This is a genomic window from Pseudarthrobacter ribosi (assembly GCF_055412865.1).
Genome location: NZ_JBVAYZ010000019.1, coordinates 71,581 through 83,007 on the forward strand (window position 1 = coordinate 71,581; position 11,427 = coordinate 83,007).

The following is an 11,427-nucleotide window of genomic DNA, read 5'->3' on the forward strand; positions in this document are numbered from 1 at the left end:
GAGGCGAGTTCGCCGTAGACCGCCCGAAGCGGCTGAGCCCTCCTGCTGATATTTGGTGGACTGGAAGGTTGCTGCGGCGTTCTATTCCCGCTCGGCAATCGCCTTCACGCCCGCCACAAGGCTGTCCCACATGCCCTTCGAGTGCTGAGCTGCCTCGGCACTTGCGTTGTTGTCCTGCGAGAGCGTCAGTATTGTCGCACCGGGCCGGTCCTCGAGGATCCACCTGAGCGTGTGGTAATTCTCGGGCGCATCCTCCTGGCCGCTCAGCGGACTGAAGTGGGTGACCACGAGCCGCCGTCCGGGTTCAAACTCGAGGATCCTGCCCTTGTCCTCGTACTCTTTCCCTTCCCAGATGCCCCGCCAGACTATGGGGCCGCCGACCGTCCAATCGGTGACGACATCCGTGCCGAACATGAACTCCTTGATGCCATCAGGGTCGGTGAGCACGGACCACACGCGACGCGCGGGCGCCTCGATGGTGATCGTCGACGTCGAGACATACTTTCCAGTCATGGCCTTCTCCCTTTCGCTCCGAATCGGTAATCTCCAGCACGGCCTGGCACCGACACTACTCCGTTGCTCGAAACGTCTGGGAGCCGTGTCCCCGGCCGCGCAATGCAACTACGGCAGCTCTGGCCTCTGGCCTGCGGCAGTGCCAGTATGTTGGGCATCAGCTCAAGGAACACGCCCCAGCTCCAGGCAGAAGGAAGCACTGTGATGACCTACATCAACAACCTCGGCGATGTGGGACCAGGCGACGTCGCCCTCGCCGGCGGCAAGGGGATCGGACTGGGCGGCCTCGTTCGAGCAGGGCTCCCGGTCCCGCCCGGGTTCGTGCTGAACACCGCAGCCTACGCCGACTTCGTGGAAGCCAATCACCTTGAGGCCGGCATCCAGGAGCTGGCCGCGCTGGCACCGCAGGCGTCACCGCAGGACTACGAGGAGGCCGCGACGCGGATCCGCGCCCTCTTCACCGGCGGCGCCATGCCGGCCGCGATCGCGGCGGAACTCGGCGCCGCCTACAGGCTTCTCGGCACCGGGGATCCAGCCGTGGCGGTCCGTTCCTCCGCCACGGCCGAGGACCTCCCCTCGGCCAGCTTCGCCGGGCAACAGGAAACCTACCTCAACGTCGCCGGGAAGGAGGCCCTCGCCGCGGCCGTGACAGAGTGCTGGGCTTCGCTGTGGACGGCGCGCGCCATGGCCTACCGGGCGCGCGAGGGCATCGGGCCCGGCACGGTCCGTCTCGCCGTCGTGGTTCAACGGATGATCGAGGCCGAGGCCGCCGGGGTGATGTTCACCGCCAACCCGGCCAACGGGCGCCGCGACCAGCTGGTGATCAGTGCCGCGTGGGGCTTGGGCGAGTCCGTGGTCAGCGGAACGGTCAGCACCGATGACGTCGTCGTCGACTCACGAACAGGCCGGGTGCTCTCGCGCAGAACAGCGGACAAGGAGGTCATGACGGTCTACGCGGACCACGGCACACGGGAGCAGCCGGTGCCGGCGGCGCGCCGTCACCAGCCCGTGTTGGACGACCGGACGGCGGCCGAGCTGGCTGGCTACGGTACCCGGATCATGGAACGTTTCGGGTCGCCGCAGGACATCGAATGGGCGCGGGCCGGCAGCGAGTTCTTTATCCTGCAATCCCGTCCCATCACGGCCCTGCCCGAACCCGCGGCCGACACCCCGGATACCTGGCCGGTGCCCTACCCGAAGGGGCTCTACTTCCGGGCGAGCATCGTGGAACAGCTGCCCGACCCGCTCTCGCCGCTGTTCGCGGACCTCATTGACGGCTCGGTGTCCCGGTCACTGCGAGCCTTGCTGGCCGAGGCCGTGGGGAAGAACGTCATCCGGCAGGACGACGTCGGGCTGCCCACCATCAACGGCTACGCCTATTACTACTACCGCACTTCGGGAATGTGGCGGGTGATGGGCAAGTCGCTGACCGCGGTCCGCGCGCTGATCCGCGGCCAGGCGCACATGGGTGTGGCCGGCTGGCGGGAATTTTCGCATCCCCGCTACGAGCTGGTGATCAAGGAGTGGTCGGCGAAGCCCGTCGGGGAGCGCTCCGGGGAGGAACTGCTGGCGGGTGTACAGGCGTTGCTGGATGCCGGCACCGTGTATTACACGGCCGTGCAGTCCATCATTCCGGTCGCCGCCACCAGTGAGATGTCCTTCCGGGCGTATTACGACAAGCTCGTCCGCCGAGACGGGGATCCCCCCGCCCAGACGTTCCTCCTCGGCTACGACAGCGAACCCATCCGGGCGGAGAAGTCGCTGTACGACCTCGCCGCGTGGGCCCGGGGACTTCCGGGGCTGGCCGAGGCGCTCGTCAACGAACCGACGGCCGCCCTGGTCGAGTCGCAGCTCACCGGGTTCCCGCCTGCCGGAGTGGACCCGGCCCTCTGGCAGCAATGGCATGCCCGCTTCCAGGACCACCTCGGCCGGTTCGGCCATGCGGTTTACAATCTGGACTTCGTCAGCCCGGTGCCGGCCGATGATCCCTCGGCACTGCTGGAGACGGTGAAGTTCTACCTTCAGGGACAAGGCAATGACCCGTACGAGCGGCAGCGGCTGTCGGCCGCCCGCAGGGAGGAGCTAACCAGCCGGATGACCGCCCGGCTCGCACCAAAACGCCGGGCCGTGTTCCTCCGGCTGCTGCGGTGGGCACAAAACGCCAACCCGATCCGCGAGGATGCCCTGGCCGACGTCGGCCTGGCCTGGCCGCTGCTGCGGCGGATGCTGTTCGAGCTCGGACGCCGGCTGGTCGAATCCGGCGTCATCGCCGCGCCCGGTGACGTGTTCTGGCTGCGCCACGGGGAGCTGCGCAGCGCCGTCGCGTTCGGCCTCGCGGGGCCCGGCGCACCGGCGGCAGTGGCGATCACCGGAGCAGACCGGCCAGTCCGCGCCGGCGCCGTCGAGGAGCGCAAGATGCTGTGGCGGGGCCAGGCCAAGGCTGCCGCCCCGCAACTGCTGCCGGAGAGCCGGTGGATGGAGCGGGCCTTCGGGTCCATGATGCCGGCAGGCCCGATGGACCAGCCCGGCGACGTCATCAAAGGCGTCGGCGCCAGCTCGGGCCGGGTCAGTGCTCCCGCCCGCGTCCTGAGAGGGCCCCAGGATTTCGCCCAGATGATGCCCGGAGACGTCCTGGTCGCCCGCATCACCACTCCGGCGTGGACGTCGCTGTTTACGATGGCCTCCGCCGTGGTCACCGACGTCGGCGGCCCGCTGAGCCACAGCTCCATCGTGGCCCGTGAATACGGCATCCCGGCCGTGCTCGGCACCGGTGTGGCCACCCAGCGGCTCAGCAGCGGCCAGCAGATCCGGGTCGACGGCGATGCCGGCACGGTCACGATCGAGCGGGGGTCTCGCCTGGTCACGGGATCCGGCTAGGTTCAGCCCATGGCTCGCGTCTTTATCACCGGTTCGACCGACGGGCTCGGCCTCGTCAACGCCCGGGCCCTGCTGGAGGATGGCCACGAGGTCCTGCTGCACGCCCGAACCAGGGAACGCGCGGCCTCGCTCGATGAACTCGCCCCGCAGGCGGCCGGCATCGTGGTTGGTGACCTCAGCAGCGCCGCCGAAACCCGGGACCTCGCCGGGCAGGTCAACGCGCACGGGCGGATGGACGCGATCATCCACAACGCCGGCGTCTACCTCTCGCCGGGGCGCGTCGCGACCCCGGAGGGACATTCCCGCACCCTGGCCGTCAACGTGCTCGCCCCGTACATCCTGACCGCCCTGATCGAGCGGCCCGGCCGGCTGATCTACCTCAGCAGCGGTATGCACCGCGGTGCCAGCGGCAACCTCCACGACATCGACTGGACCGCACGGCGGTGGGATGCCGTCGCGGCCTACTCCGAAAGCAAACTCCACGTCTCGGCGCTCTCCGCCTCCGTCGCCCGCCACTGGCCCGACGTGCTCAGCAACTCCGTTGACCCCGGCTGGGTGCCCACCAAAATGGGCGGCGCCAGCGCCCCCGGCGACCTAACACTCGGCGGCGACACCCAGACTTGGCTCGCCGTCAGCAAGGAACCCACCGCCCTGGTCTCCGGAAGGTACTGGCACCACCGCCGGCCGCAGACGCCGGCCTCGGCGGCCACGGATACCACCTTCCAGGACAGGCTCACCGACACCCTCGCCGAGCTCACCGGCGTCGCGCTTTTCTGAGGCGGCGCGCCCCGGGGCGGGCCGCGGAGGACCGGCGGGCGGCATCCGGTTACAGCGGGCCCGTTCCGTCCGGCAGACTGCCATCGACCGGGAAGGTCATGAACGCCGGCGTTTCATACGGATGCGCCGACAGTGCCGCGCCGACGACGGCGTCGCGCCGGGAGCGGGGGACGATTGCCTCGATCCGGGTTTCCGGCACCGCTTCGGGTGAGTTCGCGGCGCCCACTGCCGGGTTCGCCCCCTCCAGCGGGGTGAAGCGCCCGGTGCCTTCGGCGCTGAACGAGCAGTGCGAGTAATTGCCCAGCCTGCCCGCCCCGGCGTCGCCAATGGCCTGCCGGACCGCGTGCGCCGCTTCGGTGGGAACGTAGATGACCAAACAATCCATGGGCTCCATGGCCGAAAGTCTGTCACGGAACGCCGGTGAATAACGGGCGCAGACGCCTACGGGCGGCCAACCCCGCCGCTGGTTCCAGGCTGGCGCCAATGTTCAGATCGAAGTGACAATCTCATTGACCAGGGGCAGCACCAGTCCGGCTTTGGCCGCCGCGGTATAGCCGAACACGGCGTAGAGGACTATTGACATTGCACTGCCGATCCTCAGCCCGGTCGGCAGGATCTCATGTTGACCGCCCCACGCCAGCCGTCCCAGCGGCGCTCCGCCGATCAGAGCGCCCTGAAACACGGCCAGGCCGGCCAGAACCGTGCAGGCGGCCAGCGCGGCATACTGGTCCAGCGTCATAACGATCCCCAACTTTCGTCCCTGTCAGAATCTCCGCGGCTGGAATCAGGCTACGCCGTGGATTGCTCGCTGGGTTTCTCCACCCACTGGGCGCGCCAGGCCGGCGCGTCGAAGGCCTCACTCCAGTACGCCGTTTCCTTGGCGATTTTGCCGTCCCGGAATTCGAAGATGAAGACCGTTTCATACTTCGGGCCGCCATAATCCAAGGACGCCTCGGCGACGACCAGGTTCCCGCCACTGACCCGTCTGCGGAGCGTGATGGTCGGCAGCTGCGGGAAGGCGTTGTAGATTCCCCTCCGGTTCTCGGCGCCGCGCACGAGTTCCCCGGACTGCGGCCAGTGCATGACCGCGTCGTCATGAAACAGCTCATCCATGAGCTCAACCCGACGGTCGTTGATGCAGGCGATCAGTCGGTTGACCACATTCTCGTTGGCCTTTGATTCATCCACAGTCGTTGGTTCCATGCCATGCATTGTGCTCCCGCACAGTGGTTTCCGCCACAGTTTCCGGCTGCGGGCGCCGTCCCGGGGCGGCACCCCGTCGTGGGCGCCCCACAGGGTCAGCCTGTGCTGAGCCTGAGATTCCGGACCTCGGATTCCATGAGCTCAGGGTAGTTTGAGGGCATGACTGCGAGCTACAGGTACGACGTCGAGATTCTGCACCTCCTCGTGTCCCCGGCACACGCGTACTTCGGCCGCGCCCGCGAGGGGGCAGCCGATGTCCCGACGACGGACGCCGAGAGAGTGCAACTGGTGGCCGGCAAGGGCATCGTCGGCGACCGGTTCTTCGGCAAGGCCGCGCACATGGATGCCGCTGTCACCCTGCTCGCGGTCGAGGCCCTCGAGGCGATGGCCGCGGAGCTCGGAGCCGGACCATTTGACCCGCTCCTGACCCGCCGCAATGTGGTCATCAGAGGCGCCCAGCTGGCTCCCCTCCTTGGCGGAGACTTCGCGCTCGAATCGCGCGGGGACCTGGTACGTCTCCGGGCCGGCCGGCCGGCCCACCCCTGCGCCTGGATGGACCGGATGCTCGCCCCGGGGGCGCACGCAGCCATGCGCGGGCGGGGCGGGGTGCGCTGCCAGCCGCTCTCGGACGGCCTGCTGCACCGCGGTCCGGCCGTGCTGATCAGCCCTGTGCGGCTGGATCCCGAGCAGGCCGGCAGGCCAACTCTGCTCCGGCCGTCCCGGCTGCCGTAGATCCCTCCTTCAATGCCATGGATGACAGCCCGTCCTCCTGGGTTCCAGGGCGCTGAATTTCAACCGGCTGCGGCAAGGGTCTCCTCCGCAAAGCGGGGCTTCGGACTCCAGCACGGTGAATTCGGCCGAGGCGTGGTCGCTCGGGATGCGGCGCGGCCCGGGGAGGTAACAGGGTTCGGGCAACCGCGGCCAACGCCCACCGCGAGGCGAAAGTTGCTTGACGCCGAAATCGGCCCTGAATCACAATAAATATGTGAGCGACGCCGAGAGGGAACCGACCATCCGCAAGGTTGCGGACCGCCTCGCCCACCGCTTCCCCGCAACGCCACGGCACCGCATTGAAGGAATCGTCGCGGAGGAATACGAATCGCTGGAAACCGGGCGGATCAGAATCTACATTCCGACGCTGATCGAAAACAGCGCCCGGACCAGGCTCCACCGCGAACTCAAGAATTAGGCAGTCGAAGACCAAAACCGGGTGACCGGCCCCGCGTGGACGACATCGTCATCGACGTCATCGTGACCCCGCGCGCCACCGGCCCGACCTCAGCGAACCTTCAGAGCCGCCTCGCCGACGCCGAATCGTGTACTGACAGGACCTCCCACCCGCAGGGAGACGAACGCCGGTCCGGTGGCCTTAGGCTGGAGCGACGGAAACGTTTTCTGATTGGGGACCAGATATGAACCGACTTACAGTGGGCACTGCCACAGCCATCATCGCTCTCACTTTGGCGTCATGTTCCACTTCCGATGTCACGCCTCCGCCGGCGGATGGCGGAACGTTTGAGACAATTGACGACTTGAAGAAAGCAGTGGAATCCGCTGGCCTGGTATGCCCGGAGCTGGTCTTGGACACACCTCCCTCCAAGTTCTCCTCCTCCTCGGGAAGCTGCGGCGAGTTCTTATTCCTTGCTACGTATAGCAACGACATGTACTTGCAGTCGCAGCTTGATTTCGCGGGGTCGGCTGGGCAGAGTGTGATCAATGTCGGCAAGAACTGGACCGTAGTAAGCGAAGACCCGAAACTGATCCAGAAGAACCTGGGCGGCACCGTCCTTCACACAGGGCCGTAGCCCCCTTTTTGATCAGTGTCCCTAGGGACTTTGGGCACAGGCCCGGGCAGGCCCGCCCCGCCTAAAATTGACTATGGCCAGTTCCGCCACGCCCATAGTGGACCGCGACGACGCACGGGAGTAAGTGCTCGTGTCCGATGCGGAGATCGAAGATCTGCGCGCATTGCTTGAAGAAGTCATCAGGCTTCGGCGCAGCATCAAGCATGCCGAAACACGTAGCGGCGGCCGGATTGACGCCGTGAGGCCCCGGCACCGCGAGAGTGCCCTCAACCTCGTCCACTACACCGAGCTGCGCCACCACGACATCCGCGATCTCCAGGCCCGGCTCTCCAAGTACGGTCTGTCCTCGCTCGGACGCACGGAATCACATGTGCTTCCCAGTATCGAAACGCTGATCTGGACGCTGGCCCGGTTGGTCAACCCTGATGCCGAGCGCAAGGCGGCCCCTGCCGGGTTTCCGGACGGCGGCGAGATGCTCGCCCGGAATGCTGTCAACCTCCTCGGGCCCAGACCGGAAGACCGCTCCACGCGCATCATGGTCACGCTGCCGAGCGAGGCGGCGACGGACGCGTCGCTCGTGCGCGGCATGGTCGAGCGGGGGATGGACCTGGCCCGCATCAACTGCGCCCACGACGGGCCCGAAGCGTGGCGGCACATGGTCGACCATATCCGCGCCGCAGAAAACGCCACCGGGAAGCGCTGCCTGATCGCCATGGATCTCGCCGGACCCAAGCTGCGCACCGGCCCGGTCCGCCCTGGACCCCGAGTGCTCCGGGTTAAGCCGGTACGCAGCAAGACGGGCACGGTCCTGAAACCGGGACGCGTGTGGCTCGGTGCCGCACCTGAAACAGCGCCCGGGGCGGAATTGCCGGTGATTCCGCTGGAGAACAACGCCTGGGCCGGCTCCCGGAGGCTGGGCCAGAAGATCAGGCTGGAAGATGCCCGCGGAGCCCGCCGCACCCTCGTCGTTGAGCAAGCGACCCCCACCGGGTGCCTCGTGACGCTGGCCAAGACGGCCTACTTCACGCCCGGGACGAAACTCACGGCCGTCATGGACCCGGCGGTAGGCAGGAAGGGCCACGATTCGCGCCGACCGTCCGTCAGGGTTGGGGAACTCCCGGGGCAGCAGGAGGGCTTGCTGATCCATCAAGGGGACAGCCTCGTGCTGAGCAGCGACCTGGAGCCCGCAGACAGCACTTCCACGGGCAAACACCGCATCGGGTGCACGCTCGCCAGCGCCCTGGCGGATGCCCGCGCGGGGGAACGGATCTGGTTCGACGACGGCAAGATCGGCGGGGTGATCACCGCCGTCGGGCCGGGAGAGCTCACGGCCAGGATCACCTCCGCCGCGCCGCAGGGCACGCGGCTCCGCGCAGGCAAGGGCATCAACCTCCCGGACTCGCGGCTCACCGTCTCGGCCCTGACCGAGCAGGACACCGCCGATCTGGAGCACGCCAGGGAACTGGCCGACATCGTAAGCATGTCCTTTGTCCGCAGCGCAACGGATGTGGGGGAACTCCTGGCCCGCCTCGACCCGGAGCGGGACCGGAACCTGGATATCTTGCTCAAGATCGAGACTGTCGCGGCTTTCAAAGCGCTGCCCGACATCCTCCTTGAACTCATGAAGTGGGCCGATGTCGGTGTCATGATCGCGCGCGGTGACCTCGCCGTGGAAGCCGGCTTCGAACGGCTCGCAGAGATCCAGGAGGAAATCCTGTGGCTCTGCGAGGCTGCCCACGTCCCGGTCATCTGGGCCACCCAGGTGCTCGACACCCTTGCCCGGACCGGCATGCCGTCCAGGGCCGAAGTTACGGACGCCGCCATGGCCCAGCGCGCCGAGTGCGTCATGCTCAACAAGGGACCCTTCATCAACGAGGCCATCAGCATGCTCGCGGACATTCTCGGCCGGATGCAGGACCATACGCAGAAGAAAAGCAGTCTCCTCCGACGGCTCCGCGCCTGGGACGAGAACGGCGTCGGCGCCCCTGACGCGCGGTCGGAATCGGGCCCGGGAACGGGCACAGCAACGGACACGGAAGCGGGCCCGGAGTCGTCATGGAGCTGACGGCCATAGTCCTGATCACTGCCCTCCTGTTCGCGTGGGCACTGGTTTCGGCGCGGCTGGAGCAGGCGGACCTGACCGCTCCGATTGTGTTCACCGCGGTCGGCGGGGCCCTGGCCTGGTCCGGGCTGGTCGACGGCGCCTCGCCTCCGGAGGGTCTCACGCCGATGCTCGAGCTCACGCTGGTATGGGTGCTCTTCTCCGACGCCGCCCGCCTGCCCCTCCAGCAGCTCCGCCGGGACGTGGGCCGGTATGTGCGGCTGCTGGGTGTCGGCCTGCCGCTGACAATCGTGTTCGGGTGGGCCCTGGCTATCTGGTTCTTCCCCCAGTTCGGGCTGTGGCTGGCCCTCCTTGTCGGCGCGGCACTGGCCCCCACCGATGCCGCCCTCGGGGTCCCCGTGGTGACGAATCCGGCGGTGCCGTCGCGGATCCGCCAGCTGATCACGGTCGAGAGCGGCCTCAACGACGGCATCGCCACCCCAGTCGTGATGGTCGCGATCGCCGGCGCCGCCGCCGCAGCAGGCCTGGAAAGCGCCGCCGGCCCCGGCAGCGCCGCCGTCGAGCTGCTCGTCGGCGCCGGTGTCGGCGCAGCGGCCGGCGCCCTGGGCGGGTGGCTGCTGGGGCGGGCCCGCCAGCGCGGGACCGCCGTCGAGGACTTCGCCGGCATCGGAGTCCTCGCCCTGAGCCTGCTCGCCTACACCGCCGCCCTCGCCGTGGGCGGCAACGGGTTCGTCGCCGCGTTCTGCGGCGGGCTGGCGTTCGGCACGTGCGCCGGCCAGCGGGGTCCGGCCGAACTGGTCTTCGTCGAGCAGATGAGCGGACTGGTCTCACTGCTCGTGTGGCTGGCCTTCGGAGCCTTCGCCGTTCCCACGATGCTGGCGAACTTTGTCCCCCTGACTCTCGTGTACGCCGTCCTTAGCCTCACGGTGGTGCGCATGCTGCCGGTGGCACTGGCCACGATTGGTGCCGGCCTCGACCGGACCACCGTCCTGTTCATCGGGTGGTTCGGTCCGCGCGGCCTGGCATCGCTCGTGTTCGCGCTGCTTGCGCTGGAAGCCCTCGGGTCCGTGTCCGACGAGGCGGTGGCCGTCATCACGGCCACCGTCCTGCTCAGCGTCCTGGCCCACGGCTTCAGCTCCGCACCGCTGGCCGCCCGCTACGGACGGGCCGCTGCCGCAGCGGGTCCCGAGCCCGGCGGACCGGTGCCGGTCACGCCCGCGCCCGCCCGGGGCCTGAGCCGAAAGCACATGCCCCTCCCCCGTTTCGGGCCCAGGCGGTCCCGGCCGTAGTCCCATCCGGGCCGCGGACGCGTCAGGCGGCAGGTACGGAGCCGCGGGCTCCCCCGCCCAGCCGGCCGGGAAGCGACGCAACGAGTTCGGGGACCGGCGGCGAGGTCAGGCGCTGACGTCCGGCTGGTGCGTCCAGCACGACGAGCGGGAGCTCGCGGTGGACAAGGTAATCACACGCTGCCGGGCCGGCCATCCTCAGGCCCGGGCACCGGTCTCCACGGTGGTCGGTGCGGATGTTGGCTGCACGCAGTCCGGCTCTGAACGCCCTGCCACCCACGGGGGTAAGACCTTCAAGCCCGCACCAGCTCAGGTACAGACCATACAGTTCCTCCATGCTGAGACCGTCCCCGTCCGGATCTGGGGCAACGCACTCATTGAGGAAATCTTCCAGTGGTGGCTTCGCCATTGTGGCCTCCTGCATGCTGGCGGCATAACCGCGCAACTGAAACAGCAACAGCATTGAATGTGACGCAAGACCAGCGCCGAAACGTTCCTAAACACTAAAAATGTAGAAGCGGACGTTCCCACTGTCAACCTAATATTCAGAGGGCCCAAGCCCCCTCCGGTCCATGCCGGGCCCCGTTCCGGAAAGGCCGTCTTGACACGACCCAGTGGCACATCGTTCGGCGGCCGGCCGCCCGGCGCGGGAGCGCGGGACGGCCGGCCGGGTGCCAGCGGGGTCAGGCCTGCTGGACGTTGTCCTTGGCCTCGGCGGTGCGGTCCTTGACGTCCGCGACGGCGCCCTGGCCTTCGGCCTTGACGTGTTCGGTCGCGTCAGCGGCGGTGGCCTTGACGTTGTCCATCGCGGCCTGGGCGGGCTCCTTGAGCCCCTCCGCGACGTGCTTGGCGGCCTCGGTGAGTTCCGTGGTGAGCGGTTCGGCCGCGGTCTTCAGGGCGTCCG

General features: G+C 68.1%; 12 protein-coding genes and 1 pseudogene. 7 read left to right on the forward strand and 6 right to left on the reverse strand.

Features of this window, described 5'->3' with window-relative positions; genetic code table 11:
* Positions 1-81: 81 nt before the first annotated feature.
* The gene (locus ACZYZ5_RS16435) at positions 82-513 is read right to left on the reverse strand and encodes an SRPBCC domain-containing protein (RefSeq protein WP_463903120.1); all 432 of its coding nucleotides are present in this window, start codon (positions 511-513) and stop codon (positions 82-84) included.
* A gap of 204 nt (positions 514-717) precedes the next feature.
* On the opposite strand from ACZYZ5_RS16435, the gene ACZYZ5_RS16440 reads away from it, so the two are divergent.
* Together ACZYZ5_RS16440 and ACZYZ5_RS16445 are read left to right on the forward strand one after the other, a co-directional pair.
* The gene (locus ACZYZ5_RS16440; RefSeq protein ID WP_463903122.1) at positions 718-3,390 is read left to right on the forward strand and encodes a PEP/pyruvate-binding domain-containing protein; all 2,673 of its coding nucleotides are present in this window, start codon (positions 718-720) and stop codon (positions 3,388-3,390) included.
* A gap of 9 nt (positions 3,391-3,399) precedes the next feature.
* Positions 3,400-4,167, forward strand: coding sequence for an SDR family NAD(P)-dependent oxidoreductase (locus ACZYZ5_RS16445; protein WP_463903123.1), 768 nt, complete (start codon positions 3,400-3,402; stop codon positions 4,165-4,167).
* A gap of 49 nt (positions 4,168-4,216) precedes the next feature.
* Here the strand turns inward: ACZYZ5_RS16445 and ACZYZ5_RS16450 are convergent, their stop codons facing one another.
* From ACZYZ5_RS16450 to ACZYZ5_RS16460, 3 genes are all read right to left on the reverse strand, one after another.
* A complete protein-coding gene (locus ACZYZ5_RS16450) occupies positions 4,217-4,561 on the reverse strand; it encodes a YqfO family protein (RefSeq protein WP_463903125.1) in 345 nt (114 codons plus the stop codon).
* Between the two features lie 93 nt (positions 4,562-4,654).
* Positions 4,655-4,906, reverse strand: coding sequence for a hypothetical protein (locus ACZYZ5_RS16455; RefSeq protein ID WP_463903127.1), 252 nt, complete (start codon positions 4,904-4,906; stop codon positions 4,655-4,657).
* 50 nt (positions 4,907-4,956) lie between these two features.
* Positions 4,957-5,370, reverse strand: coding sequence for a nuclear transport factor 2 family protein (locus ACZYZ5_RS16460; protein WP_463903129.1), 414 nt, complete (start codon positions 5,368-5,370; stop codon positions 4,957-4,959).
* A 159-nt stretch (positions 5,371-5,529) separates the two neighbouring features.
* On the opposite strand from ACZYZ5_RS16460, the gene ACZYZ5_RS16465 reads away from it, so the two are divergent.
* The 5 genes from ACZYZ5_RS16465 to ACZYZ5_RS16485 all read left to right on the forward strand — a co-directional run bounded on the left by ACZYZ5_RS16465 (position 5,530) and on the right by ACZYZ5_RS16485 (position 10,526).
* A complete protein-coding gene (locus tag ACZYZ5_RS16465) occupies positions 5,530-6,102 on the forward strand; it encodes an MOSC domain-containing protein (RefSeq protein ID WP_463903130.1) in 573 nt (190 codons plus the stop codon).
* Positions 6,103-6,355: 253 nt separating this feature from the next.
* Positions 6,356-6,559, forward strand: a complete 204-nt coding sequence (locus ACZYZ5_RS16470) for a three-helix bundle dimerization domain-containing protein (RefSeq protein ID WP_463903131.1) — start codon at positions 6,356-6,358, stop codon at positions 6,557-6,559.
* A 343-nt stretch (positions 6,560-6,902) separates the two neighbouring features.
* A complete protein-coding gene (locus ACZYZ5_RS16475) occupies positions 6,903-7,175 on the forward strand; it encodes a hypothetical protein (RefSeq protein ID WP_463903133.1) in 273 nt (90 codons plus the stop codon).
* Between the two features lie 130 nt (positions 7,176-7,305).
* Positions 7,306-9,240 (forward strand): pyruvate kinase, encoded by a 1,935-nt coding sequence (locus ACZYZ5_RS16480; RefSeq protein ID WP_463903134.1) that lies wholly within the window; start codon positions 7,306-7,308, stop codon positions 9,238-9,240.
* On the forward strand, positions 9,231-10,526 hold the full coding sequence (locus tag ACZYZ5_RS16485) for a cation:proton antiporter domain-containing protein (RefSeq protein ID WP_463903135.1): 1,296 nt from the start codon (positions 9,231-9,233) through the stop codon (positions 10,524-10,526). Before ACZYZ5_RS16480 ends, ACZYZ5_RS16485 begins: the two co-directional genes overlap by 10 nt.
* 22 nt (positions 10,527-10,548) lie before the next feature.
* Here the strand turns inward: ACZYZ5_RS16485 and ACZYZ5_RS16490 are convergent, their stop codons facing one another.
* Both ACZYZ5_RS16490 and ACZYZ5_RS16495 read right to left on the reverse strand, forming a co-directional pair.
* Complete coding sequence (locus tag ACZYZ5_RS16490; protein WP_463903137.1) at positions 10,549-10,932, reverse strand: hypothetical protein; 384 nt, start codon at positions 10,930-10,932, stop codon at positions 10,549-10,551.
* Positions 10,933-11,206: 274 nt separating this feature from the next.
* Positions 11,207-11,427: pseudogene (locus ACZYZ5_RS16495) on the reverse strand (DUF3618 domain-containing protein); the annotation flags it as partial.

Bases quoted from the DNA above. Each gene is read 5' to 3' on its own strand.
- ACZYZ5_RS16445 (WP_463903123.1), top strand. From the start codon at position 3,400: ATGGCTCGCGTCTTTATCACCGGTTCGACCGACGGGCTCGGCCTCGTC.
- ACZYZ5_RS16465 (WP_463903130.1), top strand. From the start codon at position 5,530: ATGACTGCGAGCTACAGGTACGACGTCGAGATTCTGCACCTCCTCGTG.
- ACZYZ5_RS16435 (WP_463903120.1), bottom strand. From the start codon at position 513: ATGACTGGAAAGTATGTCTCGACGTCGACGATCACCATCGAGGCGCCC.
- ACZYZ5_RS16455 (WP_463903127.1), bottom strand. From the start codon at position 4,906: ATGACGCTGGACCAGTATGCCGCGCTGGCCGCCTGCACGGTTCTGGCC.
- ACZYZ5_RS16485 (WP_463903135.1), top strand. From the start codon at position 9,231: ATGGAGCTGACGGCCATAGTCCTGATCACTGCCCTCCTGTTCGCGTGG.
- ACZYZ5_RS16460 (WP_463903129.1), bottom strand. From the start codon at position 5,370: ATGGAACCAACGACTGTGGATGAATCAAAGGCCAACGAGAATGTGGTC.
- ACZYZ5_RS16440 (WP_463903122.1), top strand. From the start codon at position 718: ATGACCTACATCAACAACCTCGGCGATGTGGGACCAGGCGACGTCGCC.
- ACZYZ5_RS16450 (WP_463903125.1), bottom strand. From the start codon at position 4,561: ATGGAGCCCATGGATTGTTTGGTCATCTACGTTCCCACCGAAGCGGCG.
- ACZYZ5_RS16490 (WP_463903137.1), bottom strand. From the start codon at position 10,932: ATGGCGAAGCCACCACTGGAAGATTTCCTCAATGAGTGCGTTGCCCCA.